A 26495-nucleotide genomic window follows, 5' to 3' on the forward strand; every position below is an offset into this window, starting at 1 on the left:
GCACTGTGCCGGTGCCGCGGGCCGCGCGCGATCCGGGGCGGCGGACCGGTTCACCCCTCGGCCGGGGCCCCACCGATGTTGACCATCCACTGGATGCCGAAGCGGTCGGTCAAGGTGCCGAACTCGTCGCCCCAGGGCGCCACGGCCAGCGGCTCCTGGACCTGGCCGCCGTCGACCAGCGCGGCCCAGCAGCGGCGCAGCTCCTCGGCGTCCTCGGGGCCGCCGGACAGCGACAGGGCGTGCCCGCTCGGCCGGTGGTCCATCGGGGTCGGCGTGTCCGAGGCCATGAGCACCCAGCCGTGGTCGGTGACCAGCTGGGAGTGCATGGTCTTGTCGGCGTCGGCCGGGTCCTGCGCCATACCGAACTCGGCGTACGTGCTGCGGGTGAGCGTCCCGCCGAAGATGCGCTGGTAGGCCCGAATGGCGTCGTGGGCGTCGTCGCGGAACATCAGGTACGTGTTGAGGGAGGCGGTCATGCCGGGTGGGACCGCCGCCGCCGACCGAACTCATCGCCGGTGGGAGCATGGTCGGGGCGGGTGCGGGGCCCGTCGCCGACGACGAGAGGGGTTCGGGGATGTCGATCCGTCGACGCGTGCTCATCGGAGGGGCCGCGACGCTCGCGGTGGGGGGCGCGAGCCTGGGCTGGTTCCTGGCCGCCGCCCCGCAGCACGAGGCGCTCGAGGTCCAGGTCGAGGACACCGCGGAGGTGCTGTACCCGCCCGACCTGCTGGCCGGGCTGGACGGCACCCGCTTCCACGAGCCGACCACGGTGGCCGTGTTCACCCACCGCGGCGGCCAGGCCGCGCTCACGGACGACCGCGCCCTCAACGACGCCGTCCTCGAGCACGCCCGGCAGGAGCGGACCGACTGGCTCAGCGCCGACGAGCAGCGCTGGGCCGACGGGCTGTTCGTGCTCGCCGTGGACCCCGAGGGCCGGCTGGTCGGAACCTACTTCGGCGACGACCGCGAGGTCGGCGAGGGGGCCCAGCTGGCCATCCAGGACGCGGCCAAGCCCGACTTCCAGGCCGGTCGCTGGACCGAGGGGTCGGTGGCGGGGGTGCAGGCCGCCGCGGACCGGATCGGCGCACCGGTCATCCGGCAGACCGGGGGCGCGGTCGTCGCGGCCCTCGCGTCGCTGCTGACCCTGGCCGGGGCGGGCACCTGGGTCGGCGTGGGCCTGCACCGGGTCAACCGCTGCCGCCGCCACCGCGAGGTGGGCGACGCCGCGATGGCGGCCGTGGTGCGCGACCACGACCTCACCCGGCTGCACGCGACGGTCCTGCCCGAGTCCTCGCGCTACGGCGGGCTGATGCTGCAGCGCCACGACGACTACACGCGCGGCTTCCGCGAGATGGTGGAGCTCGGGGACGAGGTGCGGGCCTTCGCCGAGCGCGACCTCGACTCCCGTCGGGCCGTGCAGCGACACGCCGCGTACGAGCAGCGGGCCACGTCGCTGGACCACCTGGACGACGTCATCGCCGACACCGCGGCCTTCCTCAACCGCGACAGCGGCTGGGCGGCGGCCTGGGACCGCCAGGTGGCCCCGGTGCGGGCCGACCTCGAGGGCGTCGACGGCCTCGTCGAGCGGGACCTCCGGGCGAAGCTGCGGGGCCTGCCCGAGGTCCAGCAGCTGCGGGCGCTGGCCTCGGCCGGGCTGGTCGACCTGGACCGGCTGCGCGGTGACCTGGACCGGCAGGCCATCAGCCCGGACGACGCCCTGGACCGGCTCCGGGCCACCCGCGACTCCCTCAGCGCCCAGCTGGACGCGCTGGCCGCCGCCACCGCCCGTGAGTTCGGCACGAGCGAGTCGGAGCGGACCACGATGCGCGACGCGATGCACGAGCAGCGTCGCGCCCGTCCGCACGAGCCGACCATCCTGGCCACCGCCGACCCGACGTGGTTGTGGTTCGGCACCGGCATGTTCCGCTCGGGTCTGTCCACCGGCACCAGCCAGGTCGAGCAGTCGCGCTCGTCGTCCTCGACGGGGGCCACGTCGGGCTACAGCGGCGGGGGCAGCTTCAGCGGGGCGGGCAGCTCGTCGCGCTTCTGAGACCGGCGTCGGGAGGTCGGCTTGACCCTGCCCCAGCGGCACGGTCTGGAGTACGGCCGTCGGTGAGCGGGTGACGGGGAGGACGGCAGCGGTGGGACGGACGACGACGGCGGGCGGCAGGTCCTCGGGCGCCAGGTCCTCGGGCGCCAGGTGGTCGGTCGGCCGGTGGTCGGGCGCCAGGTGGTCGGTCGGCCGGCGGGCGGGTGCGGCGGCGCTGGGGGCGGCGGCCCTGGTCGTGACGGCGTGCGGCGGCACCGACCCCGCACCCGCCGCGTCGGGGTCCGCGGCGTCCACCGCGGCGTCCACCGCGGGGTCCACCGTGGACCCCGAGGTCGTCGCGGAGCCCGGCGCCGTGCCGCCGGAGGCCACCGCCGACGGGACCGGACCGTCCGGGGCCGCGAGCCCGGCCGCGGCTCCCCTGGACCTGGCCGACGTCGAGGCCGAGGCGGCCGTGCGGGTGGGGGTCCATGCCGTCGACACGGGCACCGGGCGGGCCGTGGCGTGGCGGCAGGACGAGCGGTTCGCCTACGCGTCGACCATCAAGGCGCTGGCCGCGGCCGTGGTGCTGCAGCGCACCGACGAGGCCGGGCTCGACGAGGTCGTCACGTACTCCGCCGACGACCTGGTGCCGTACTCCCCGGTGACGGAGGACCGCATCGAGCAGGGCCTGCCGCTGCGGGACGCGGCGGCCGCCGCGGTCGAGGTCAGCGACAACACGGCGGGCAACCTGCTGTTCGAGCAGGTGGGCGGCCCGGCCGGGCTGGACGCCGCCCTGCAGCAGGTGGGTGACGACGTCACCGAGGTGGTCCGGGACGAGCCGGAGCTCAACGAGGCGGCCCGCGGCGACACCCGCGACACCTCGACCCCGCAGGCCCTGGCCCGCACGCTGCGGGCCTACGCCGTCGACGACGCCCTCGACGCCACGGACCGGGAGCAGCTGCTGGCCTGGCTGCGCGGCAGCACCACCGGGGACGCGCTCGCCCGCTCCGTCGTGGCCGACGGCTGGACCGTGGGCAGCAAGACCGGCACGGGCGGGTACGGCACGCGCAACGAGGTCACCGTCCTCACCCCGCCCGAGGCACCGCGCCGGTGGTCCTGGCCGTGATGTCCGACCACGACGAGGCCGACGCCGAGCCCGACGACGCCGTGGTCGCGCGCAGCACCTGCCTGGCCCTGGTGGCCCTCGACGTGCCGGTCCGCGACCCCGCCTGCGGCGGCTGAGGGACCCTGCCCTTGACCCTGCCCCTGGGACATGGTCTGGACTGGTCCCGTCGGCGGTCCCGCCGGCGCGCGAGGAGAGGAGCAGCACGTGGCGTGGAGCACCCGTGAGGTCGCGGAGCTCGCCGGCACCACCGTCAAGGCCGTCCGGCACTACCACGAGGTCGGCCTGCTGGAGCAGCCCGAGCGCGCGTCCAACGGCTACAAGCAGTACGGCGTGCCGCACCTGCTGCGGGTGCTGCAGATCAAGCGGCTGGTCGAGCTCGGGGTGCCGCTGGCGCAGGTCGCGACCATGGGACGTGCCGACGAGGACCCGGACGAGGCGCTGCGGCTGCTCGACGCGGACCTGGCGGCCAGCATCGAGCGGCTGCAGCGGGTGCGCGCCGAGCTCGCCGTCATCCTGCGGCACCGCGCCCCGGTCGACCTGCCGCCCGTGTTCAGCGACGTCGGGGTCGGCCTGACCGAGACCGACCGCAGCATGCTGACGATCTACGCCCGCGTGCTCGACGACACCTGGCAGGAGCAGATGCGCCAGGTGCTGGCCGACCAGCCCCGCACCCCCGTGGACGCCGAGTTCGACGAGCTGCCGGCCGACGCCGACGAGGCCACCCGGCAGCGCATCGCCGAGGGCCTGGCCCCGGCCGTGCGGCGCCAGGTCGAGGAGCACGCCAACCTGTCCGACTTCGCCGCCCACGCCGCGCGCAGCCCGGCCGAGGCGGAGAGCACGGTGCTGGCCGCGCTGCGGGAGCTGTACAACCCGGCCCAGCTGGACGTCATGCACCGCACCAACCTGATCCTGCAGCAGCAGGACGAGCAGCGGACGACCGACGAGGGGACCCGACCATGACCACGACCGACGAGGCGCCGCTGCTGGTCGAGGACCTCATGCTGCTGCTGTTCGACCCCCGGTCGGGCACCATCGCGGGCGAGGGGACGCTGTTCTACACCCTCGCCGGGGCCTTGCTGACGGACCTCGCCCTGCAGGACCGGGTCGCGGTCGACGAGGGGCGCCCGATCGTCGGGCCGAAGGTGCGGGCGGTCGGGGACGAGCCCCCGGCCGACGACCTGCTGCGCGAGGTCTGGCAGCAGATCAAGGACAAGCCGCGCGGCGTGCAGACCGTGCTGGCCGCCGCCGGCCCGACGCTGCGCGAGCCGGTGCTGGAGCGCCTGGTGCAGGCCGGTCACGTCGACCGCACCCGCGGCAAGGCGCTGGGGTTCATCCCCACGACCCGGCTGTCCGACGGCGGGTCGGGCCGCCGGGACGAGCTGCTGGCCCAGGTCCGTCCGGTCCTGGTCGACGGCGCCGAGCCCGCGCCGCGCGTGGCCGTCCTGGCGGCGCTGCTGTCCGCGAGCGACAGCCTGCCGGCCCTGCACCACGACATCCCGTGGTCCGGGGACGTGTACACCAACGGCAAGCGGCTCGAGCGCGGCGACTGGGGGGCCGCCACGGTCGGCGAGGCCGTGACCAGGACGGCCGTCGCGGTGGCGATGTCGAGCGTGAGCGTGGCCATCGCCGTCAACCCCGGGCACTGACCCGGCCGCTCCGGGGTACTGGTCGTCAGCGGCTGCGGCGGCGCTTGGCGGTGTACATGGTGCTGTCGGCCCGGTCCCACGTGTCGCTCAGGCCCTCGTCGGCGCGTCGGACGGCCACGCCGACGGACGCCGCGACGCCGCTGCGCGACAGCTCGTCCTCCAGCCGTACGGCCAGCGCCTCGATGTCGGGCGGGGCGAGGTCGACGGCCAGGACGGTGAACTCGTCACCGCCCGCGCGGGCGATGACGTCGGTGCGCCGGCAGGTCCGTGTCAGCACGCGGGCCGTGACCCGCAGCAGCTCGTCGCCGCCGGCGTGGCCGAGGCGGTCGTTGACCTGCTTCAGCTCGTCCAGGTCGAGGGCGATGACCCCGGACGGGGTGTGGGAGCGCGAGGCCCGGGCGTCCTCCCGGGCCAGTGCCGTCAGCCAGCCCCGCCGGTTGCTCAGGCCCGTGAGCGCGTCCACGTCCGCCTGGCCGCGTGCCGTCAGCAGGTCCCGCCGCAGCCCCCGAGCGCGGGCGTCGGCGCTGCGGCGGGCGGTCTCGGCCGCCAGCAGGGCGGACAGCAGCGCCCCGAGCAGGTGGACGAGGGCCGACGCCTGGCCTACCCGGGGGTCGTGGGCCCGGTCGGAGTACCCGCTGATGCTCCCCCAGAGCTCGTCGTCACCGCAGAGCAGCGGCACCCCGGTGTAGCCCTGCACGGCCGACCAGTGCCCGGACGCCACCGCGGCGTACCGCGGGTCGGTGCTCACGTCGTCGCAGGTGCCTGGCGAGGTGCCGGCGGCCATGTGCAGGCCGAACGAGTCGACCCACGGCATCACCGCACCCACCGGGGTCCGCGCGGACCACGGCCCGTCGGCGGCCAGGACGACCTGGTCGGCCTGCTTCACCTGCGTCACCAGCCACAGGTCGAGCGGGGCGTGCCGCCCGAGGTAGGCCACGGCGGACTCCGCAGCCTGGGCAAAGGGGGACGAGGTCGTCCGCGTGCGGGGCGAAGGACCGGCCACGCGACCTCCTGGGCACGACGACGGTGGGGGCGCCGGGTCCGGGGCGGGTTCGTGCGTGCTCCAGGCGGAGCACGCTTGCACGGTACCGGCCCACGCGCCGCTATGGTCGGTCTGCGGTGACTACCCGGCCGCGCTGGAGCCTGCTGCCCATGACGTCGCTGCGCGTGGCCAGGATCCTGTCGGGGCTGGTCGAGCCCCGGAGCGGGTCGCCGTCGGACCTCCCGCAGCGGCTCGTCGACCGGTGCGCCGCCGCGGTGGAGGTCAGCGGCGTCGGCATGGTGCTGATGACCGAGACCGGTCCGGCCGGTGTCGTGGCCGCCTCCGACGGGCCCGCCACCGTGATGGAGGAGCTGCAGTTCACGCTCGGGGTCGGCCCGTGCGTCGACGCCTCGCGGACCGGGCGGCCGGTCCTCGTCGCGGACCTCGAGCGCGCCGGGACGGAGCGGTGGCCCGCCTTCACCGCCGGCGCCCTCGACATGGGCATCCGCGCGATATTCGCCTACCCCCTGCGGGTCGGCGCCATCCGGCTCGGGGTGCTCGACCTGTACCGCGACACCCGCGGGGCGCTCGACGCCGACGAGCAGCAGGTGGCGCTGGACCACGCCGACGCGGCCACGTCGGTGCTGCTGCACCTGCAGTCCCGCACCCCGGGTCCCGACGGCGGTGCGGGTGAACCGGGCGGGGCGCCCCTGCTCGACGTGATCGACCAGCGGGCCGAGGTGCACCAGGCCTCGGGGATGGTGGCCGTCCAGGCGGAGGTCGGGCTGTCCGCGGCCCTGGTCCTGCTCAGGGCGCGCGCCTACGCGACCGCTCGCCCGGTCCTGGACCTGTCCCGCGACGTGCTGGCCGGACGGGTGAGCTTCGCTGACACCGGGGCCGACCCCCCGGACGAGGCCCGCCCGGGGGGCCGGCCGTGACACGACGACCGGACCCACCACGGCCGCAGCCCCCGGCGGCAGGACACGGACGACTCGGACCGCACGGACGAGACAGGAGTGAACGTTCATGAACGAACCCACCCGACTGGCCGAGGTGTTCGTCGAGCTCGCCGACACGCTCGTCGCCGACTTCGACACCGTCGACTTCCTGCAGATGCTGACCGAGCGCAGCGTCGAGCTGCTGGGCGCGGACGCGGCCGGGCTCATGCTCGCCGACGAGCGTGGCGGCCTGGTGCTGATGGCGTCCACGCTGGAGCGGATGCGCCTGCTGGAGCTGTTCGAGCTGCAGGTGGAGGAGGGCCCCTGCCAGGACTGCTTCCGCTCGGGCGAGCCGGTCGTCAACGTCGTCATCGCCGAGGCGGAGGGACGCTGGCCCAGGTTCACCGTCGCTGCGGCCGAGGCCGGGTTCGGGGCCACGCACGCCCTGCCGCTGCGGCTGCGTGGGCGCGTGATCGGCGCCCTCAACCTGTTCAGCGACGAGCCGCGGCCGCTCACGGAGGAGGACGTGACCATCGGTCAGGCGATGGCCGACGTCGCCACCATCGGCCTGCTGCACGAGCGCAACCTGCACGAGAAGACGGCCCTGTCCGAGCAGCTGCAGACCGCGCTGCACAGCCGGGTGCTGATCGAGCAGGCCAAGGGCATGCTCGCGGCCCGTCTGGACGTCGGCGTGGACGAGGCCTTCGTCCTGATGCGGCGCCTCGCGCGGGGGCGGGGCCTGCCGCTGGGCGACGTGGCCCGGCAGGTCCTGGAGGGCAGGGCCGAGGTCGACCTGCTGCGGCCGCCCGACCGGTCCTGACCGGGGCCCTCAGCCCTGCGGCAGCTCCGCGTACATCCGGGCCATCCGGTCGATCTCGATCCGCTGGTCGGAGTCGACGTGCTCGGCGAACTGGAACAGCCGGGGGTCGGCCGCGGCGGCCTCGTCGGTGAACAGCTCGCCGACCATGGCCAGGGCGCCCTCGTGGTGCCGGCTCATCCCGACCAGGAACAGCCGGTCGAACTCGTCGCCCTCGGCGGCCTCGAGCTCGGCCAGCTGGTCGTCGCTGAGCATGCCCGGCATGTCGCTGTGGTCGCCGTCGCCGCTGTGCCCGTCGTGCTCCGACTCGTGGTCCGCCCCGTGGTCCTCGCCGCCGCCGCGCCGCACGGCCTCCTCGTGCTCGGCCAGCATCCGCTCGAGCTGCTCGAGCTCGCCCTCCTGCGAGGCCTCCATGCGCTGCACGAACAGGCGCAGGTCCTCGTGCTCGGAGCGCTCGTCGACCATGGCGGTCATGGTGAGCGCCTGCTCGTGGTGCACCTCCATGTCGCGCATGAACGCCACGTCGGCGGCGGTGAACACCGAGCCGGGGAAGACCTCCTCCGGCGGCGCCTCGGTCAGGACCTGGTTGGGCTCACCCGGGTCACCGGGCTGCAGGTGGACCACCTCGGGGTCGAGCGCCTGCGTGCTCCCGGACGCCGAGCAGCCCGCCAGCAGCAGGGCTGCGGCGGCGACAGCGAGGACAGAACGGGCAGGTCCGGGCACTTCTTCCCTCTCGACCGGTCGTCCGGTTCCAAAGCCTTGCCACTCCGGACGGTGGACGCGATATTAACCCGATCAGGCTACGAGGACGTCGGGTCCCGGACTCTCCGCACCGCAGCGCCGGACGCGTCGTCCGCAACCCAGGACAGAGGAAGCAGATGCCCCCACGTTCCTCCCATCTCCCGTTCCCCAGACTCCGGGCGGCCACGCTCGCCGCCGTGCTCGCCGTCACCCTCCTGCCCGCGGCCGCCGCATCGGCCCAGGCGGAGCCCGACCCCCGCGAGGGCCTGACGCCGGGGACCCAGACCAACTCCGACGGCGCGGCGTTCACCGACCCGCTGCGTGACGCCGAGACCGCGTCGCAGGGCATGGAGCTGCTGGCCGAGCGGTCCAAGCCCGCCTACACGGGCGTGGCCGGGGCCTTCAACTACAGCAACATCAACTCCGACCTGGCCTTCCAGGGCGACTACGCGTTCAGCGGCAACTACCGCGGCTTCGGCGTCTACGACGTGTCCGACCCGGGCGAGCCCGTGCTGCGGACCACCGTCAACTGCCCCGGCGGCCAGGGTGACGTGTCCGTGCACGGCGACCTGCTGTTCATGTCGGTGGAGTCCGGCTCGGCGCGCGTGGACTGCACGACCAATCCGGCGTCCACGGTGTTCCGCGGCGTGCGCATCTTCGACATCAGCGACCCGCTGGCGCCGGTGTACGTGACCGGCGTGCAGACCTGCCGCGGCTCGCACACCCACACCCTGGTCACCCAGCCCGACGTGACCGACAAGGTCTGGGTCTACAACTCGGGCACGTCGTCCATCCGGGCGGCCACGCAGCTGGCCGGCTGCACCCCCAGCTCGACCACGAACCCGCTGACCTCGGCCTACAGCATCGACGTCATCGAGGTGCCGCTGGCCGACCCCGCCGCCGCGCGGGTCACCAGCAGCCCGCGGCTGATGGCGAGCGAGACCAGCATCGCCGGGCTCAACCCCGGTGGGACGCAGGCCACCCTGCCGGCCGACGACCCCCGTGCCTCCGAGCCCGGCAGCAACGCCGGTGGCCAGCGGGTGTCGTCGACGTCCGCCTGCCACGACATCACCGCCTACCCGGCCGTCGGTCTCGCGGCCGGCGCCTGCCAGGGCGACGGCATGCTGCTGGACATCTCCGACGCCGCCAACCCGGTGCGCGTCGCGAACGTCACGGACCCCAACTTCGCGTACTGGCACTCGGCGACGTTCAACGACGCCGGCACCAAGGTCGTCTTCACCGACGAGTGGGGCGGCGGCGTGGGGGCTCGCTGCCGACCGACCGACCCGACCAACTGGGGCGCCAACGCCATCTTCGACGTCGTCCGCGACGCCGACGGCACCCCCTCGCTGGACTGGAAGAGCTACTACAAGATCCCCAACGTCCAGGCCAGCAACGAGACCTGCGTCGCGCACAACGGCAACCTGATCCCGGTGCCGGGCCGCGACGTCATGGTGCAGGCCTGGTACGAGGGCGGCACGTCGGTGTTCGACTTCACCGACTCGGCCGACCCGCAGGAGATCGCGTTCTTCGACCGCGGCCCCTACGACGCCACCACGTTCCACCAGGGCGGCTACTGGTCGACCTACTGGTACGACGGCAACGTCTACGGCAACGAGATCTTCCTGGGCTTCGACAGCTGGGGCCTGACGGCCACCGACGAGCTGTCCGCGAACGAGATCCAGGCGGCGAAGGACGCGAAGGTCGGCGAGCTCAACGCGCAGCTGCAGGAGCCGATCGTCCACGACCCGAGCTTCACGCTGGTGCGGGCGACGTTCGACCAGGCGGTGCGGGCCGACGCCCTGACCGCCCGGGAGGCGGCGAACGTCACCAAGTTCGTCGACCGCGCCGAGGAGCAGGCCGTGCGTCGCGGCGAGACCGCCTCGGCCACGCTGCGGGCCCAGGCCCGTCAGCTGCGCGACGCCGACCAGCAGCCGCTGGCCGACGAGCTGCTGCGCCTGGCCGAGGACCTCTGAGCCGCGGCTGAACCGCCACCGACCAACCGACGGCGGCCGTCGCACCTGCGGGTGCGGCGGCCGCCGTCGTGCTGCGGTGCGCATGGCGCGAGCGGATCGTCGCCACGGGGGGAGCACCCCAGTGCGTACGACACCCGGCCGGCCGGCCGGCCGTACGCGGTCAACCAGGGCGACCTGCCCATCGCCCGGGTCGAGGCGTCGTCACCGTTGTGGGCGGTGGGCCTACGAAGGATGCGGAGGACCCTCCCGCTACCTGACGACCAGCGTGGACACGACCGCGCCCACCAGGCCGGCCGCGAGCAGAGGGCTGGTGGGCATGTCGGTCCACCGGCGCTCCGCCAGCTTGATGAGGGCGACGTAGCCCGCACACATCAGGCCCAGCGCGCTGACCCACGGGTGCAGCCCGAGACCGCCGGCGGCCGCACCGACCAGAGCCGCCGCCTTGACGGTGCCGAAGCCCAGCATCCCGGGCCGGGTGAACTCGTGCGCGAGACCGAAGGCGAACATGGCCGCGGCGCCGACGAGCGCCCCGATGAGGGGCTGACCGCTCGCGGTGAGGACGGACACGGCCGCCGTGACGGTCAGCGTGGCCATCAGGCCGCCCAGGGTGAGGACGTCACGAAGGCGGTGCGTCCGGAGGTTGTCGACCAGGAGGACCGCGACGGCGATCGCCGCCACGACGAAGCCTGGCCACCCCCCGGTCACGGTGACGAGGCTAGCCGTGGAGGTCCGGTCGACGGCGGTGCTGCGGTGAACCTGTGGACAGCCTCGGGAGGACGCACTGCAGGAGCCGCCCGTGCCGAACAGGGGGGCCCGGCCGCGGCCCGGACCACGAGGGCCCCGACCCCGGCCGCACTACTCACGTCGGGAGCAGGGCCACGACCAGCGCCGCCACCAGGCCCACCGCGATCGCGGGGCCGCTGGGCACTCCCGACCGGGTAGGCAGGCGTGGGCCCAGCAGCCCGATGGCGACGATCCCGACGACGAAGCCGCCCAGCCCCGCGACCCAGGCGTCCAGACCCAGCCCGCCGGCCGCGGCCCCGAGCAGCGCCGACGCCTTGACGGTGCCGAAGCCCAGCATCCCGGGGCGGGCGAACTCCGCCAGGAAGCAGAGCGCGAACAGGGCGGCGGCGCCCGCCAGGGTGCCGACCAGCGGCTGCCGATCGTCACCGGCCAGCGACACCGCGGCGGTCACCGCGACCGTGACGGCCAGGCCGCCGATGGTGAGGACGTCGCGCAGGCGGAGGGTCCGGACGTTGTCGGCGACGAGCAGGGCGACGACGACCGCGGCCACCACCGCCCCTGGCCACCCCCCGGTCACCCGGCGAGCGTAGCGCCGCCGGTGTCGGGGGAGACCCCGCGCGGCCTACTGGTAGACGAGCCCCCGGTCACCGACGCTCAGCAACGTCAGGCGGTCGGCGTCGACGCTCACCCGGAACCCGTCGCCCAGCACCTCCACGACGTGGCCGTCCTGGAGGGCGAGCTCCTCGGGGCACTCGCCGTCGGCCGCGAGGTCCGTGAACAGGACCTCGTCCCCGTTGACCACGTACGCACCGGTCAGCCTCCGGCACCCGGTCGACCCGGCCAGGGTCCCGTCCTCGTCCAGCCGCAGGGTCGCGGGCTCACCGGCGGCGCGGGCCGCGGTCCCACCGTCCAGCAGGCTGTCCAGCGTCCACGTGGTGCCGACCAGTGCCTCGGTCGGGACCGGTGGCTCGAGCGTGAACCGCAGCTCGACGCCGTCGCCGCCCAGCGTCAGGTCGGCGTCGTCGCGGGCGCCGCGGTCCACCCGCGGCAGCGCCGTCAGGTAGGCGGACTCCGCGGCCATGACGTCGGGCTCGCAGCCCATGCTCGTGCCCGCGATGTCGCCTCCCACCTCGACCCGGTCGCCGTCGGTCCGCCACGAGGTGCCGTGGGAGTTGCAGGCCGACGTGCCGCCGACCTGGTCGCCGTCGACCAGCTGGGGTGATGCGGTGCCCGGCCGGCACGGCGAGGGGTTCGCCGTCCACGGTGCCCTCGACGAGGGTCCAGGTGTCGCCGCCCACGTCGAGCCGGGCGCCCGGAGCCGCCGGGTCGCCGCAGCCGGCCAGCAGCATCACGGCCGCGGCGACGAGGGCCAGGTCTCGGGCGGGGCGGCGGGCGGCCATGCCGGTTGGACGCGGGGGAGCGGGGGGGTGGTTCCGGGTTGCCACGACCACGACAAGGGCGTATACCCCTAGGGGGTATCAACGGAGGAGGTCGGGATGAGCGGTGCGGACGTCACGCAGTCTGAGCGCACGAGCCACGAGGGCCACGAGGGTCACGGGGGTCACGGGGGTCACGGGGGTCACGGCGACCACGCGGCCCAGTTCCGGGACCGGTTCTGGCTGACGCTGGTCCTGGCGGTGCCGGTGGTGGTCTGGTCCCACCACGTGCAGATGCTGCTCGGCTACTCGGCCCCCGCCGTGCCGGGGCAGGACCTGATCGGGCCGGTGCTGGGGTCGGTGATCTTCTTCTACGGCGGCTGGCCGTTCCTCACCGGAGGCCTGGGCGAGCTGCGGTCACGGGCCCCCGGGATGATGCTGCTGATCAGCCTGGCGATCACCGTCGCCTACGTCGCGTCGACGGCCACGGCCCTGGGGGTGTTCGACCAGGAGGTGTGGTGGGAGCTGGCCCTGCTCATCGCGATCATGCTGCTGGGGCACTGGATCGAGATGCGGGCGATCGGCCAGGCCCAGGGCGCGCTGGCGGCGCTGGAGGACCTGCTGCCGGACGAGGCGGACCGGGTGCTCGACGACGGCCGCACCGAGACGGTGCGCAGCAGCGAGCTGGAGGCCGACGACGTCGTCCTGGTGCGCCCCGGGGCCCGGGTGCCCGCGGACGGTGCCGTCGTGGACGGCAGCGCGGACGTGGACGAGTCGATGATCACGGGGGAGTCGACCCCCGTCAGCCGGTCCACGGGCGACACCGTGGTCGCGGGCACGGTCGTGGCGGGCTCGAGCCTGCGGGTGCGGGTCACCGCCACCGGCGACGACACGTCCCTGGCCGGTATCCGCCGCCTGGTCGAGCAGGCCCAGTCGTCCCGGTCCCGGGCGCAGGCCCTGGCCGACCGCGCGGCGGCGCTTCTGTTCTACGTGGCGTTGGGGTCGGGGTTGCTGACGGCTCTGGTGTGGACGCTGCTCGGCGAGCCCACGCTCGCCGTCGACCGCACCGTCACGGTGCTGGTGATCGCCTGCCCCCACGCGCTCGGGCTGGCGATCCCGCTGGTCACCGCGATCTCGACCGCGAAGTCGTCGCGGTCGGGGATCCTCGTCACCGACCGGGTGGCGCTGGAGCAGATGCGGACGGTCGACGCCGTGCTGTTCGACAAGACCGGCACGCTGACGCACGGCCGGCACCTGGTCGCGGCCGTCGGCGCGGCGCCCGGCCACGACGAGGCCGAGGTGCTCCGGCTGGCCGGGGCGGTCGAGGCCGACTCCGAGCACCCGCTGGCCCGGGCGGTCCACGCCGCCGCGGTCGAGCGGGTCGGTGCCCTGCCGGCGGCCACCGGGTTCCGGTCCCTGACCGGTCGCGGCGCGCAGGCCGACGTCGACGGCGCCACCGTGGCCGTCGGTGGACCGGCCCTGCTGCGCGAGCAGGGTGTGGCCGTGCCCGACGAGCTGGCCGCCTGGTCCCGGCCGTGGACCGAGCGCGGGGCGGCGGTGCTGCACGTGGTCCGGGACGGCCGCGCGGTCGGGGCGATCGCCCTGGAGGACCAGGTGCGTGAGGAGTCCCGCGAGGCCGTGCGGGCGCTGCAGCAGCAGGGCGTCACCGTGGCGATGGTCACCGGTGACGCCCGTACGGTCGCCGACGCCGTCGGCCGCGAGCTCGGAATCGACGAGGTCTTCGCCGAGGTCCTGCCCCAGGACAAGGACGCCAAGGTCGCCGAGCTGCAGGCACGCGGCCTGCGGGTCGCCATGGTCGGTGACGGCGTCAACGACGCCCCCGCGCTGTCGCGCGCCGACGTGGGGATCGCGATCGGCGCCGGCACCGCGGTCGCCGTGCAGTCCGCCGGCATCGTCCTGGCCTCCGACGACCCGCGGGCCGTGCTGGCCATCCGCACCCTGTCGGCGGCCACCTACCGGAAGATGGTGCAGAACCTCTGGTGGGCCGCGGGCTACAACCTCCTCGCCATCCCGCTGGCCGCCGGTGTGCTCGCCCCCGTCGGGTTCGTCCTGCCCATGGCGGTCGGGGCGGTGCTGATGAGCGCCTCGACGGTCGTGGTGGCGCTCAACGCCCAGCTGCTGCGCCGGGTCCGGCTCGAAGGCCTCGGCGACGCCTAACGGTGCTCGGCGCGGTACCGGTCCAGCAGCCGGTCCAGCAGGGCGCCGAGCTCCTCGGCCAGCTCGTCGTCCAGCGACGAGAACGAGAACGTCGCCCGGCCGGTGCGGCGGGCCTGCAGCGCGGGCGAGGCCACGGCGAGGTCCTCGGGGTAGCGGTCGGCGAGGATCAGGTACAGCCCGACCTTGGTGCGGCTGCGCTTGAGCGCGGCGAAGTAGTCGTGCCCGGTGGCGCCGGGCCACACCAGCGACGGGACGCCGTAGATGGTCCCGTCCACCAGCTCCGGGCGGTAGCGGTCCAGCAGCGCGCGGATCCGCTGCTCGACGCTCGCCAGGTCCGTCGCGGCCACGGGTCCAGCGTAGGACGCCGGCCGGGGCGGGCTCAGGCGCCGTCGACGGCGGGCACGACCTCAGGGCCGTACGGCTCCATCGCCGCGGTTCCGGGAACGCCGTGGTACCGGACGGGGTTAAGGTCTGCCGTGCACAAGGGGTCAGACACCCCGCGTCCGCGGCCAGGAAACCAGGCGGGCCCAGATGAGGGGAACGAGACCATGCTGCTCGAGATCGTCGACCTGCACCAGTACCGGGGCCAGCGCCACGTGCTCAAGGGCATCGACCTGACCATCGACCGGGGCGAGATCATCGGGCTGATCGGCCAGAACGGCTCGGGCAAGTCCACGCTGATCAACGCCATCACCGGTGCGGTCCGACCCCGGTCCGGCATGATGACCCTGGACGGTGAGCCGTACCGGCCCGCTTCGGTCGACGAGGCCCGTGCGGCGGGCGTCAGCGTCATCGAGCAGGACTTCCGGGCGCCGGAGGACCTGACCGTGCTGCGGAACATGTTCCGCAACACGTTCATGGCCGACATGGACGAGCAGGTGGTCCTGGAGCGGGCGCAGGAGATCCTGGCCCGTACGCAGTTCACCCTCGACCTGTACCTGACGATCGGCGGGCTCGACCCGGCCTAGAAGTCGCTGGCGGAGGTGCTCCGGGTGCTGGCCGAGGAGGCCCAGCTGGTCATCTTCGACGAGGTCTCGTCGCTGCTCAACGACCTGGAGATCGCCCAGTTCCACGAGGCGGTCCGGCACCTGCTGTCGCAGGGCTGCTCGGTGGTGCACATCGCCCACCGGCTGGAGGAGATCACCGCCCTGTCCGACCGCGTGGTCGTCCTGCGCGACGGCCAGGTGGTGCACGACGTCCCCGCCCGCACCGTGTCGACCGACGACCTGGCCCGGGCGATGCTCGCCCGCGAGCTGCGGGTCGCCTCCCGCGAGCGTCGCCAGCACGGTGAGCAGGTGTACGCCGTGCGTGGCCTGACCGTCCCCGACCAGGTCGCCGGCATCGACCTGACCCTGCACGCCGGCGAGGTGCTCGGTCTGATCGGCATGCGCAGCTCCGGCGTGCTCGCGCTGGTGGAGGCGGTCGCGGGGCTCGTCGAGTCCAACGCCTCCTCCGTCGAGGTGGGCGGGGTCGTGATCGACTCACCCGGCCGGCACGAGGGTCGCGTGGCGTACGTGTCCGGCCCGGACGAGCAGATGCTGCAGGGCAACATGGCCGAGCTGCTCACCCCGGGGCAGGAGGACAGCCCCGAGATCCAGCGTCTGCGCAACGCCGCGGCGGCCGTCACGCACCTGGGCGTCAGCACGTCCTACATCCAGGGGACGGTGTCGACGCTGTCCGGCGGCGACCGGCAGAAGGTCGTCCTCGCCTCGGTGGCCGAGACGACGGCCGACGTCGTGGTGTTCGCCTACCCGACCCGGGGCATCGACATCGGGGCCAAGGAGCAGGCGTACGAGATCATCGACGGCCTCGCCGAGCGGGGCAAGGGCGTCGTGCTGCTGGGCACCGACGTCACCGAGCTGCTGCGCCACTGCGACCGGGTCGCCGTGGTGCACGAGGGGGTCCTCGCGGCGGTCGTCGACGCCGACGGGGCCGACGAGGACGTGGTGATGGGCTACGCGTTGACCGGGACGCGGCGCAGCCGGGAGATCCCGCCGGAGCCGGTCGAGGACGCCCAGGGCCCGGGCGACGTGCCGGCGCACGACGACGCCCCTGTGTTCGAGACCCGCAAGGCCCGGCGGTTCGCCTGGTTCTGAGGCCTAGACGGAGACGTCCGCCGTCAGGGCGTTGAGCCGGAACCGGGCCAGCGCGAGGTTCGCCCGGGTCCGGTCGAGCACCAGGTAGAGGAACAGCCCGCTGGTCGCGGCCGACGCCAGCACCTTGATCAGGTGGTACTGCCCGTCGAGGGTGATGAGGATGTCGTCGATCCGCCCCTCCAGGCCGATGTCGCGCATCGTGTTCATCTTCGCGCGCACCACCATGGAGTTGCCGGCTGCCGCGAGGCCCAGGTCGAAGCCGGGGTCACCGCCCTGGCCCAGCGCCATGCCGGACTCCAGGTCGATCACCGCGGCGCCCTTGGCGCCGTCGATGGCGAGCATCTGCTGGATGGTGGCGTCGATGGCCATGACGATGTCCCTTGCTGGTCGGTGGGTGTCCGGGGGCCGCGTGGCACGGTCGACCGGCGTCCCGCGCGGGACTGGAGACGGTCGGTGCGTGGCGCGGGCGCGTTCGCACACCCCCTGCCTCGCACCCCTGGCGCGCCGTCATCCTGGCTGACGGGAAGGGGTGGAACAACCCCTCGCCGGATGAATGACTGTGCGTGCAGGCGGGATCGACGCAGGGGCAGCGTGCCGACGCAGTCGCTCATGGTCAGCGGGCGATGACGGTGGGCCCCGTGGGGCTCGAACCCACAACCCGCGGATTAAAAGTCCGCTGCTCTGCCAGTTGAGCTAGAGGCCCGGTCGCTGCGAACCGACTGTACTGGCGCCGATGGCGCCGCCGTCCCGGCCGCAGACGTAAGACGGGCGTAATGGTTTTCGCGGTCGCCTCGGGCGAGGGTTCAGGGAGCACCCCCGCGCCCCCCTGACCCCAAGGAGCCCACATGTCCCGTCGAACCCTCCGGCCGACCCCTCGCCTCACCAGCGCCCTGGTCGCGGGCGCCGTGCTGGTCGCCTCGGCGGTCACCGGCGCGGCCGGTGCCCAGGCCGCCACCCCGGCCACCGCGCCCGTCGCCACCCCCGTCGCCGACAACGAGACCACCGCGCTGCGCATCGGCGGGGCCGCCATCGGGGGCGCGACCAGGATCCCGGCGGGCCGGACCCTGACCCCGGTCCACCTGACCACCTCGGACCCCGCCACGTCCGTCACCGACGGGACGGGGCTCGGCGGGCCGGTCCCGGGCGTCCGCACCAAGCGGTTCACCGTGCCGGCCGTCCCGGCGGAGCAGGTCACGTTCCGCGTCGACGGCGCGGTCGTGGCGACGAGCGTCCCCGAGCTGCGGATCACCGGGCTGCAGACCGACGCCGGTCTGGTCTCCGGGGCGCTGCTCACCACCGGCGGCACGTCCTACGTGATCCCCCGGGGGCCCGTCGACGACGTGACCCGGACGGTGGCCCGGTCCAACGTCAACACGGTCCCGCTCAGCCAGCTGCTCACCTACCAGTACGGGCTGCTGCCCGTGGGGGCGGAGCCCCGCGTCGGCCGCGCCTTCCAGCAGGCCACGTCCGGCTCGACCGTCATGAACACGGGCGTCGGCACGCACACGGTGTACGACGCCGACGCCGTGCGCGACAACGCCGACGCCCTGGCCGAGGAGCTGGTGCTGATCGGCCGGCCCCCGACGACCATCGACACCTCGCGCCTGGTCACCCCGGGCACCGAGGTGCTGGCCACGGTCACGCTGCGGTCGGGCGCGTTCCTGACCGTCCGCGGGATCCGTTACCGCACCGACCAGCCCTACGGGTTCGGCGTCACGACCTGGGCCTTCGACCGGGCCGCACTGGCCGCCGCCGGTGCGACGGTCGACGACGTCACCGACGTCATCTCCTTCGCCACGACCGACCATGACCTGACCTGGCCGGACCTGGGGTTCGACCTGGTCTGAGTGAGGACCGACGGGGCGGCGCCCGGACCGGGCCGGGCGCCGCCGCCGTCAGTCCTTGTCCAGCCCCCGCTCCATCGCGAAGCGCATCAGCTCGTAGCGCGACGACAGCCGCAGCTTGCGCAGGATGCTCTGCACGTGGTTCTGCACCGTCCGCACGCTGATGACCAGCCGCTCGGCGACCTCGCGGTAGGCGTAGCCCTTCGCCACGTGGCGAAGGATCTCGGTCTCGCGCTCGGTCAGTCCGGTGCCCTCGGGCACGGTGGCACCACCGGCGGCCACCCGGCGGAACTCGCCCAGCACGAGCGCGGCGAGCGACGGCGAGAACACCGGCTCGCCCGCCACCACCTGACGGACCGCGTCCAGCAGGGCCGCCGACGTCGCGCTCTTGAGCAGGTAGCCCGCAGCACCCGCGGTGACGGCGGCCAGGACGTCGGCCTGCTCGCCCGAGGCGGACAGCACCAGCACGCGGGTCTCGGGCAGGCGCGCCAGGACCTGCGCGGTCGCCTCGCTGCCCGACCCGTCCGGCAGCGACAGGTCCATCAGCACCAGCTCCGGGCGGTGCCGGCTGACGACCTCGACCGCCTCGGCCACGCTGCCGGCCTGCCCGACCACCAGGAACCCGCCGTCGCGCTCCAGGTCCGCGCGCACGCCGTCGCGCCACATCGGGTGGTCGTCGACGACCACCACCCGGACGGGACGGGGTCCGCTCGCCTGCTCAGCCATGCCCGCCATGCTCGCGCCCCTCGCCGTCGCCCGTCAGCGGGACACGCAGCTCCAGCTCGGTGCCGCGGCCGGGGGCGCTGTCGACGACGACCTGACCGCCCAGCTGCTCGACGCGGCCGCGGATGCTGCGAAGCAGCCCCATCCGGCCCGCCGCGCGCAGGGCGTCCTCGTCCAGGACGAAGCCCCGGCCGTCGTCCCGGACGGTCAGCACGAGCAGGCCGTCGTCCACCTCGGCGAACAGCCACGCCCGCGGCGTGCCGGCGTGACGGGCGACGTTGCCCAGCGCCTGGCCGACGGCGGCCACCAGCGGGCGCACCAGGGGCCCCGGCAGCACGAGCTCGCCGACGGTGCTCACCTGCACGTCCAGCTCGGGCTGGTGCCGGGCCGCCTCCTGCAGCGCGGCCGTGAGCGACACCTGGTCGTCCTCGTCTGGAGGTGCGGAGCCGGTGCCCAGGCCGTCGGGGCGCAGGACGAGGTCGCGCAGCTCGCGCTCCTGCGCCGCGGCCAGGTCGGCCAGCGCCGCCACGGCCCGCGGGTCGACGACGGGGGAGTCGGCGAGCTCGCGGCCGCGCTTGTGCACCAGCGACAGCACCTGCAGCACCGAGTCGTGCACCTGCCGGCCCAGCTCCTCGCGCTCGGCGAGCCGGGCGGCCTCCTCCCGCGCCCGCAGCCGGTCGGCCTGCGCCGCCTGCAGCGCCGCCGCCGAGCGCTGCAGCAGCGTCGACACCAGGCCCACCCCGGCCCCGGCCAGCACCAGCGAGAACGCGGTCCCGAGCACGTCGAGCAACCGGTCGTCGAGCCGGTCCAGCACCAGCCCTTGCACCACGTGCGCGCCGACGTACACCGCCCCCAGCAGCGCCCCGGCGACCGCGCCGCCGCGCAGCCCGCGCCGCGCCCCCCACGACAGCGCGGCCGCGACCGGGTAGACCGTGGCCAGCGCGGGGGCGAGCGTCGCGACGACCAGCAGCGCCCCGCAGACCAGCAGGTCCACCAGCAGCACCCGGGTGCCATAGGTCGGCCGGGCCAGGGCCAGCCAGGCCGTCCAGCCGCCGGTCAGGACCACCGCGACGGCCGCAGCCGCGGGCTGGGCGGCCCCCGGCCCGCTGATGACGACCACCACCAGCCAGACCAGGACGCACCAGCGCACCACCAGCACGCCCCGCAGCAGCGCGTCCGGCCGCTCGGCCGAGGCGAGCAGGCTGCGCCCGAGGTAGGTAGTCGTACTCATGCCGACCGGGTACCCGTGCGCGCGAGGTCGGGTACGACGACGCTGCCGCCGACCCCGGGCCGGCGGCGACGGTGGTGGCACACCCCACCGGAGGAGACCGCCATGCCGACCACGACCGCACGCAGCCGCACCTCGGCCACGACCCGCCCCGCCGAGCCCGCGACGGAGCAGCCGTCGCCCTGGCCGTCCATCGCCCGCACCGTGCGCCGCACCCCGACCCCCCACAACACCCAGCCGCTGCACCTGCACGTCACCGGCCCGCTGGAGGCCACGGTCCTCTTCGACCGCACCCGCGCGCTACCCGCCCACCCGCTCGGCCTGCTCTTCGGACACGTCACGGTGGGCATCCTGCTGGAGTCGGTGAGCATCGCCGCGCACGCCCTCGGCCACGACGTCGAGGTCGACCTGGTCCCCGGTGACGTGCGCCCGCTGCCGCCGGCGCCCGCCGGGCCCGGCGCCGTCGACCCGGCCGACGCCCGGTTCCAGCCCGTGGCCCACGTGCGCCTCACGCCGGCCGGTCCCTTCGTGCCCGACCTGGACGCCGGCCTGCTCGCCGTCCGCCGCACCAACCGGCTGCCCTACGACGGTCGTGACCTGCCGGTGGCCGTGCTCGCCGAGCTGGCCCAGGAGTGCGCGGTCGCCGGACACGGCTTCGGCAGCACCGACAGCCGGCACCTGGTGGCGCAGGTCGTCGACCTCAACCAGCGCACCCTGTTCGACGACCTGGCCACCCCGCCGGTGCGCGAGGAGCTGCGGGCGTGGATGCGCTACACCCGCCGCAGCGCCGACACCCGCGCCGATGGCTTCTCGGCCCGGTGCCTGCACACCCCGGGCCCGCTGCTGCGCTCGGTGTTCGAGCACCCCCGGCTGTGGGCGACCCGACCGATGCAGACCCTGTCGCGTCTGGTCTACCTGCGCTCGATGCACGGCACGCCGCGCGTCGCGTGGGTCCGGGGCCCGATGGGGTCCACCGCCGACGCGGTGGCCGCCGGGCGCCTGCTCATCCGGCTGTGGCTGCGCCTGGCGGCCCACGGCGTCGCCGTGCACCCGCTCGGGTCCCTGGTCACCAACGCCACCTCGCTCGCGGAGGTCGACGACGTCGTCGCCCGCGCCACCGGCGAGACGACGCCCGCGGCCGGGCTGACCTGGATGGTGCTGCGGCTGGGCTACGGCCCCGTCCCGCCGCAGAGCCGACGCGTCCCGCTGCACGACCGGCTGCACCTCGCCGACGCGGTGGCCGGCGCCGACGAGGGGGTGCGTTGATGTTCTTCTCCGCCGTCCCCCGCCGCGTCCTCCGCACGCTCGTCGGTGCGCTCGCCGGGCTGCTCGCCCGCACCGCCGCCGACGTGCTCGAGCTGCTGCTGCACATGCTCGGCCGTTCCGAGCGCCTCGTCGTCCTGCCGCTCGCCCCGGGGCTGGAGGCCGTCCGCTGGCACGCGGGCCGGCTGCGCGCGCGCCGGACCGCCGAGACCGCCGCCCGCGAGGTCCCCGCCTACCGGGACCTCTTGGCCGCCGGCCAGACCGCACTGCACCGCACCGACCCGACCGGTCTGACGGGGCTGCCGGTGCTCGACCGGCTGCCCGTGACCGACAAGACGAGCTACGTCACCGGCTTCCGCCTGGAGCGGCTGTGCCGCGGCGGCCGGCTGCCCGCCCGCGGCCTGGTCCTGGACGAGTCGTCCGGCAGCAGCGGAACCCCCACCAGCTGGGCCCGGGGCCGCGCCGAGCGCCGCGCCACCTCGGTCCTGCTGCGGGCCACGTTCCGGCGCAGCACCCGGGTGCCCGCCGTGGCCGGGGTGGCCGTCGTCGACGACGTCCCCGTCGTGCTCAACGCGTTCTCGCTCGGCGCGTGGGCCACCGGGATGAGCGTGACGTCGGCGCTGGCGGGCACCTGCCGGCTCAAGTCCGTCGGCCCCGACCGCGACAAGGTCGTCTCGACCATGCTCGAGCTCGGCCCGGGCTACCGCTACGTCGTGCTCGGCTACCCGCCGTTCCTCAAGGACGTCGCCGACGACCCCCGCATCGACCTGACCCGCTACGACGTGACCGCCGGGTTCGGCGGCGAGGGCATCAGCGAGAACATGCGCACCTACCTGCTGCGGCGCTACCGCCGCGTCGTCGGGTCCTACGGGGCCTCCGACCTGGAGAGCAACCTGGCCGCCGAGACGGACATGACGATCGCCCTGCGCCGTCGGATGGCGGCCGACCCCGCGCTGCACGCCGCCGTCACCGGCCGCTGCGACGGCCCGCTGCCCATGGTGTTCCAGTACAACCCGCTGGACTACGTGCTCGAGACGACGGCCGAGGGCGAGCTGCTCGTCACCGTCGCCCGTCGGGCCAGCCTGTCGCCCCGGCTGCGCTACAACATCCACGACCTGGGCCGCGTGATCCGCACGCCCGAGCTGCGCCGGCTGCTGGCCGCGCACGGCGCCGAGGACGTGCTCGACGGCGCCCTGGACCTGCCGGTGCTGCTGCACGGCGGGCGCTCCGACGCCTCGGTCGACTTCTACGGCGCGGTCGTCACCGTGGACGAGGTGCGTGAGGCCCTGTACGCGCAGGAGCCGCTCGCCTCGGCCATGCGGTCCTTCCGGCTGGTCCGGGCCGAGGACCCCGAGGCCGCCGCGCCGCTCGTCGTCGCGGTCGAGCTGCAGCCCGGGGAGGTGAGCAGCGACCACGACGCCCGCGCCCTCGGCTCGGCCGTCCTGGCCCGGCTGCGCCGCCGCAACGGCGACCTCGACAACGCCTGCAAGGGCGGGGGCGCGGCCCTGCCGACCCTCGAGCTGCACGCTGCGGGCACCGGCCCGTTCGCCGACGGCGAGGCTCTGCTCAAGCACCGCTACGTGGCCGCGGCATGAGCGCGACGACGGTCCTGCCGGCCCGCCCCGCCCGCGAGTCCGTCCCGACCCGGCCCGGGTTCCGGGCCCGGGCGGCGGCCCTCGACGCGGCCACGCCCGCCGGCCGCGACCGGTTCGTCGACCTGGTCCGGCTGGTGTCGCTCGTGGTGGTCGTGGCCGCGCACTGGGTCCTGGTGCCGCTGGTGGCCGACGGCACCGACGTGGTCGGCCGCTCCCCGTGGGCCCGGGCGGCGACCTGGCTGCTGATGGTCATGCCGCTGTTCTTCGCGGTCGGCGGCTACGTCCACCTGCGGACCCTGGGTCCCGCCCACGGCCCGGCCGCCACGACCTTCGTCGTCGCGCGGGCCGAGCGGCTGCTCGGTCCGGTCGTCGTCCTGCTCGCGGTGTGGCTGGGGCTGGCGGCGGCCGTCGACACGGTGCCGCTGGGCGGGCTCACCGACCCGGTGGCCGTGGCGGTCGACCGGGCCACGACGCCGTTGTGGTTCGTCGCGGTGTACCTGGTCGTCGTCCTGCTGGCCCCGCTGACCGTCCGGCTGCACCGCCGCCACGGCCTGCGTGCCGTGGCCGGCGGCGTGGTCCTGGTGGCGGCGCTGGACGCGGCCCGCGCGCACGGTCCCGCCTGGTCGCAGCCGGTGGCCGTGGTCGCCAGCCTGCTCGGGGTGTGGCTCGTCGTGCACCAGCTGGGGCACCTGTGGGGCGACGGCGTGCTGGACCGCCGCCGGGCCCGGGCCCTGCTGGCCCTGACCGGGTGGGGGAGCGCCCTGCTGCTCACCGTCGGCACCGGCTGGTACCCGGTCGACATGCAGGGCCTGCCGGGCAGCGAGGCGTCCAGCTTCACACCGCCCACGCTCGCGTTGCTGGCCCAGGGCGCGGGCCTGCTCGGCACCGTGCTGCTGCTGCGCGAGCCCGCCACGCGGCTGCTGCACCGACCGGCCGTCTGGGCGGTCGTCGCCACCGGCGGGGCCGTGATGATGACGGTGTTCTGCTGGCACCTGAGCGCGGCGTTCGCCGTGTGGGGCGTGCTGCTGCTCGCCGGTCCGGTGCTGCCCGCCGTGCCCGCGGCCGCGACGCCGCTGTGGTGGGCGCTCGTGCCCGTCTGGCTGCTGGTCTGCCTGCCGGTGCTCGTGGTGCTGGTGCGGGTGGCCCGGCCCGCCGAGCGCTGGCGCGTGCTGCGCGGCGACGGTCGGGGGGCCGAGCGCCGGGTGGCGCCCGTCGCGGTGGTGGCGGGCACCGGGCTGGTCGCGGTGGCGACGTACGCGGTGTCGCAGCTGGGGGTGGACGGCTGGACGGACGGTGCGACCGAGCCGCTGCTCGGGGCGGCGTTGCCGGTCTGGCCCGCCCTGCTCGCCTTGATGGTCGGCGTGCTCCTGCTGCGTGGTCGCGGAAGGCAGTAGAAGGTCGCCTCCCGGTCACGGCGTCGGTCGTGGCTCCCCGCCCGCCCGCCGCTCGTCGGACCGCCGCAGGGCGTCGACCGCGTCCCGCGCCTGCGCGTCGGAGCGGCGGTGACCGGTCACCACGGCGACGAAGGTGTCGGCGTCCAACGCCAGCAGCCGACCGGGCCAGGTGGCCACGACCGAGGCGGTGCGGGGGACCGCCTCGAGCAGGGCGATCTCGCCGAAGGAGGCACCCTCGCCCAGCGTGGCGATGGTGCGACCGTCCTGGCGGACCTCGAAGCGCCCCTCGATCACGACGAAGAACGTGTCCCCCGGATCCCCCTGCCGGACGACGACGTCGCACGGCGCGACCGTCAGCTCCGTCGCCCCCCGCGCGAGACGGTCGACGGTGATGGCCGACAGCGGGGCGAGCACGGTGACCTCCTGCAGCACCGGGACGAACGGGTGGATGGCGTCGAGCGTCTCCTGCAGCCGGCGCAGCCGCGACCACGCCACCAGCGGCAGGAGCGCGCCCAGCGCCCCGGCCATGCCCATGGCCCAGCCGAACCCGACCCACGCGACCAGCGGGGCGACCAGGAGCGATCCGCAGGCGGCGGCCACCGCCCCGGCGCTCTGCAGGGCACCCCAGCCGCGCCCGGCGAGGTGGTCCGGCAGCAGCCGGCCGACGACGCTGTAGCCGTGCACCTCGTTCGCGGCGGCGCCGAGGCCGAACACCGCGAGCGCCCCCGCGGCGACCAAGGGCTGCGGGAACACGCCGATCAGCACCGACGAGGCACCGCACGCGACGACCCCGCCCACCAGCCAGGCCGTGGCGCGGGCGGGTGACCGGCTCCCCACGACGGACAGGGCCGCCAGGAGGCCACCTGCGCCCAGGGCGGCGTACAGGCCGCCGAGCAGCCCTTCGCCGGCACCCATCACCTCCAGCGCCAGCACGACCACGGCGGTCCCGACGAACCCCGTCAGCAGCGTGCGCAGGAGCAGCACGCCGACCACGGCCCGGGCCCCCGGCCGGGCCAGCACGGCGGCCCCGGCCAGGGTCTGCGACCCCCGGCGGGTCCGGACGCTCCGGCGGACCGGACGGGCCTCGGTCCGGACGAGCAGCGCCACCACCGCCCCGACGGCGAACACCGCCGCGACGAGGAGCAGCACGGTGCCCCGGCCGGTGGTGGCCAGCAGCAGCCCGGTCGCGGCCGGTCCCGCCACCGTGGCCGCTCCGGACACCGTCGTGTACGCCGACGTGGCGCGGATCAGCTGCGCCGGGCTGCTCGCCAGCTGCGGCAGCAGGCCCTGCAGGCAGGGCCTGATCAGGGACCCGGCCACCGAGCCCAGCGCCAGGACCGCGTACCAGAGGGCGAGCGGCCCGCTCACGGCCGTCAGCTCGGCCAGCAGCAGCGTCAGGACCGACCAGGCGAGCAGCGCCGCGGACAGCACGCGCGGTCGGGGCCACCGGTCCGCCAGCCCCGACACCACCCCGGACAGCAGCGCGCCCGGGACCACCCGCAGCGCACCCACCACGCCCACCGCGGCCGGCCCGCCCAGGTCGAGAGCCACCACCGACAGCGTCACGACGAGGGCCCAGTCGGCGACCTTGTACAGCCCCCAGGCCAGCAGGAGCAGCAGCAGGCCGGGACCGCCCCCGCGTGGTCGGTCGCGCCCGGGGGCGACCACCTGCGGGCGCCGGCGTCCCCCCAGCCTCATCGGGGGAGCATGGCACCGCAGCCGACGGCGCCGAGAAGAAGTCGCCCCAGACCGACACCGGCGCGAAACGCCCCGGAAAACAACCGCGGAAACACTGCGGC

26 protein-coding genes and 1 tRNA gene are annotated in these 26495 nt (G+C 75.0%); 15 read left to right on the forward strand and 12 right to left on the reverse strand.

All coding sequences use genetic code 11. The features are described from left to right. Positions 1–50: 50 nt before the first annotated feature. Positions 51–476: a VOC family protein gene (locus tag SJY06_RS04595; protein ID WP_380165088.1), complete on the reverse strand. Its 426-nt coding sequence runs from the start codon at positions 474–476 to the stop codon at positions 51–53. 98 nt (positions 477–574) lie between these two features. On the opposite strand from SJY06_RS04595, the gene SJY06_RS04600 reads away from it, so the two are divergent. The 5 genes from SJY06_RS04600 to SJY06_RS04620 all read left to right on the forward strand — a co-directional run bounded on the left by SJY06_RS04600 (position 575) and on the right by SJY06_RS04620 (position 4801). Continuing rightward, entirely contained in the window at positions 575–2050 is a 1476-nt protein-coding gene (locus SJY06_RS04600) for a DUF5129 domain-containing protein (RefSeq protein ID WP_380165090.1), read from the forward strand. A gap of 91 nt (positions 2051–2141) precedes the next feature. Further along, positions 2142–3155, forward strand: coding sequence for a class A beta-lactamase (gene bla / locus SJY06_RS04605; RefSeq protein ID WP_380165092.1), 1014 nt, complete (start codon positions 2142–2144; stop codon positions 3153–3155). After that, on the forward strand, positions 3140–3271 hold the full coding sequence (locus SJY06_RS04610; RefSeq protein WP_380165094.1) for a hypothetical protein: 132 nt from the start codon (positions 3140–3142) through the stop codon (positions 3269–3271). Before bla ends, SJY06_RS04610 begins: the two co-directional genes overlap by 16 nt. An 88-nt stretch (positions 3272–3359) precedes the next feature. Continuing rightward, positions 3360–4115 carry a MerR family transcriptional regulator gene (locus tag SJY06_RS04615; protein WP_380165096.1) on the forward strand — a complete coding sequence of 252 codons (756 nt, stop codon included), beginning with the start codon at positions 3360–3362 and terminating at the stop codon, positions 4113–4115. Continuing rightward, a complete protein-coding gene (locus SJY06_RS04620) occupies positions 4112–4801 on the forward strand; it encodes a GPP34 family phosphoprotein (protein ID WP_380165098.1) in 690 nt (229 codons plus the stop codon). Before SJY06_RS04615 ends, SJY06_RS04620 begins: the two co-directional genes overlap by 4 nt. Positions 4802–4826: 25 nt before the next feature. On the opposite strand, the gene SJY06_RS04625 is transcribed toward SJY06_RS04620, so the two are convergent. After that, complete coding sequence (locus SJY06_RS04625; RefSeq protein WP_380165100.1) at positions 4827–5738, reverse strand: GGDEF domain-containing protein; 912 nt, start codon at positions 5736–5738, stop codon at positions 4827–4829. A gap of 182 nt (positions 5739–5920) precedes the next feature. On the opposite strand from SJY06_RS04625, the gene SJY06_RS04630 reads away from it, so the two are divergent. Both SJY06_RS04630 and SJY06_RS04635 read left to right on the forward strand, forming a co-directional pair. Then, positions 5921–6721, forward strand: a complete 801-nt coding sequence (locus SJY06_RS04630) for a GAF domain-containing protein (protein WP_380165102.1) — start codon at positions 5921–5923, stop codon at positions 6719–6721. Between the two features lie 88 nt (positions 6722–6809). Beyond that, complete coding sequence (locus SJY06_RS04635) at positions 6810–7541, forward strand: GAF and ANTAR domain-containing protein (protein WP_380165104.1); 732 nt, start codon at positions 6810–6812, stop codon at positions 7539–7541. A gap of 9 nt (positions 7542–7550) precedes the next feature. Here SJY06_RS04635 and SJY06_RS04640 read toward each other — a convergent pair whose 3' ends face one another. Then, entirely contained in the window at positions 7551–8261 is a 711-nt protein-coding gene (locus SJY06_RS04640) for a DUF305 domain-containing protein (protein WP_380165106.1), read from the reverse strand. Between the two features lie 215 nt (positions 8262–8476). Between SJY06_RS04640 and SJY06_RS04645 the strand changes: the two genes are divergently transcribed. Next, complete coding sequence (locus SJY06_RS04645) at positions 8477–10255, forward strand: LVIVD repeat-containing protein (RefSeq protein WP_380165108.1); 1779 nt, start codon at positions 8477–8479, stop codon at positions 10253–10255. Positions 10256–10504: 249 nt separating this feature from the next. Here the strand turns inward: SJY06_RS04645 and SJY06_RS04650 are convergent, their stop codons facing one another. From SJY06_RS04650 to SJY06_RS04660, 3 genes are all read right to left on the reverse strand, one after another. After that, a complete protein-coding gene (locus SJY06_RS04650) occupies positions 10505–10960 on the reverse strand; it encodes a hypothetical protein (RefSeq protein WP_380165110.1) in 456 nt (151 codons plus the stop codon). 154 nt (positions 10961–11114) lie between these two features. After that, the gene (locus SJY06_RS04655; RefSeq protein ID WP_380165112.1) at positions 11115–11576 is read right to left on the reverse strand and encodes a hypothetical protein; all 462 of its coding nucleotides are present in this window, start codon (positions 11574–11576) and stop codon (positions 11115–11117) included. 45 nt (positions 11577–11621) lie between these two features. Then, positions 11622–12212, reverse strand: coding sequence for an META domain-containing protein (locus tag SJY06_RS04660; RefSeq protein ID WP_380169672.1), 591 nt, complete (start codon positions 12210–12212; stop codon positions 11622–11624). A gap of 283 nt (positions 12213–12495) precedes the next feature. Between SJY06_RS04660 and SJY06_RS04665 the strand changes: the two genes are divergently transcribed. Further along, entirely contained in the window at positions 12496–14553 is a 2058-nt protein-coding gene (locus tag SJY06_RS04665; protein ID WP_380165114.1) for a heavy metal translocating P-type ATPase, read from the forward strand. Here the strand turns inward: SJY06_RS04665 and SJY06_RS04670 are convergent. Continuing rightward, the gene (locus tag SJY06_RS04670; RefSeq protein ID WP_380165116.1) at positions 14550–14900 is read right to left on the reverse strand and encodes a hypothetical protein; all 351 of its coding nucleotides are present in this window, start codon (positions 14898–14900) and stop codon (positions 14550–14552) included. The genes SJY06_RS04665 and SJY06_RS04670 overlap by 4 nt on opposite strands. Before the next feature lie 201 nt (positions 14901–15101). Between SJY06_RS04670 and SJY06_RS04675 the strand changes: the two genes are divergently transcribed. Beyond that, the gene (locus tag SJY06_RS04675; RefSeq protein ID WP_380165118.1) at positions 15102–15521 is read left to right on the forward strand and encodes an ATP-binding cassette domain-containing protein; all 420 of its coding nucleotides are present in this window, start codon (positions 15102–15104) and stop codon (positions 15519–15521) included. Positions 15522–15545: 24 nt separating this feature from the next. Beyond that, positions 15546–16649 carry an ATP-binding cassette domain-containing protein gene (locus SJY06_RS04680; RefSeq protein ID WP_380165120.1) on the forward strand — a complete coding sequence of 368 codons (1104 nt, stop codon included), beginning with the start codon at positions 15546–15548 and terminating at the stop codon, positions 16647–16649. Positions 16650–16652: 3 nt separating this feature from the next. Here SJY06_RS04680 and SJY06_RS04685 read toward each other — a convergent pair whose 3' ends face one another. Both SJY06_RS04685 and SJY06_RS04690 read right to left on the reverse strand, forming a co-directional pair. Next, the gene (locus tag SJY06_RS04685) at positions 16653–17018 is read right to left on the reverse strand and encodes a roadblock/LC7 domain-containing protein (RefSeq protein WP_380165122.1); all 366 of its coding nucleotides are present in this window, start codon (positions 17016–17018) and stop codon (positions 16653–16655) included. Between the two features lie 261 nt (positions 17019–17279). Continuing rightward, positions 17280–17352: transfer RNA gene (locus SJY06_RS04690), tRNA-Lys, on the reverse strand. 142 nt (positions 17353–17494) lie between these two features. Between SJY06_RS04690 and SJY06_RS04695 the strand changes: the two genes are divergently transcribed. Beyond that, the gene (locus tag SJY06_RS04695) at positions 17495–18496 is read left to right on the forward strand and encodes a hypothetical protein (protein WP_380165124.1); all 1002 of its coding nucleotides are present in this window, start codon (positions 17495–17497) and stop codon (positions 18494–18496) included. 48 nt (positions 18497–18544) lie between these two features. On the opposite strand, the gene SJY06_RS04700 is transcribed toward SJY06_RS04695, so the two are convergent. Next, entirely contained in the window at positions 18545–19219 is a 675-nt protein-coding gene (locus tag SJY06_RS04700) for a response regulator (RefSeq protein ID WP_380165126.1), read from the reverse strand. After that, the gene (locus SJY06_RS04705; protein WP_380165128.1) at positions 19212–20447 is read right to left on the reverse strand and encodes a sensor histidine kinase; all 1236 of its coding nucleotides are present in this window, start codon (positions 20445–20447) and stop codon (positions 19212–19214) included. The genes SJY06_RS04700 and SJY06_RS04705 overlap by 8 nt, the downstream gene beginning before the upstream one ends. Before the next feature lie 102 nt (positions 20448–20549). On the opposite strand from SJY06_RS04705, the gene SJY06_RS04710 reads away from it, so the two are divergent. From SJY06_RS04710 to SJY06_RS04720, 3 genes are read left to right on the forward strand one after another with little or no spacing between them, the layout of a single operon-like run. Then, positions 20550–21710, forward strand: coding sequence for a hypothetical protein (locus SJY06_RS04710; RefSeq protein ID WP_380165130.1), 1161 nt, complete (start codon positions 20550–20552; stop codon positions 21708–21710). Next, positions 21710–23302 (forward strand): hypothetical protein, encoded by a 1593-nt coding sequence (locus tag SJY06_RS04715; protein ID WP_380165132.1) that lies wholly within the window; start codon positions 21710–21712, stop codon positions 23300–23302. The genes SJY06_RS04710 and SJY06_RS04715 overlap by 1 nt, the downstream gene beginning before the upstream one ends. Then, on the forward strand, positions 23299–24696 hold the full coding sequence (locus SJY06_RS04720) for an acyltransferase family protein (RefSeq protein WP_380165134.1): 1398 nt from the start codon (positions 23299–23301) through the stop codon (positions 24694–24696). Before SJY06_RS04715 ends, SJY06_RS04720 begins: the two co-directional genes overlap by 4 nt. Positions 24697–24711: 15 nt before the next feature. Here SJY06_RS04720 and SJY06_RS04725 read toward each other — a convergent pair whose 3' ends face one another. Further along, on the reverse strand, positions 24712–26394 hold the full coding sequence (locus SJY06_RS04725; RefSeq protein ID WP_380165136.1) for a cyclic nucleotide-binding domain-containing protein: 1683 nt from the start codon (positions 26392–26394) through the stop codon (positions 24712–24714). Positions 26395–26495 lie beyond the last annotated feature (101 nt).

Origin of the sequence: Jannaschia sp. R86511, from assembly GCF_042466345.1 — a bacterium.
Classification (GTDB): domain Bacteria; phylum Actinomycetota; class Actinomycetes; order Actinomycetales; family JBBAYJ01; genus Aquipuribacter.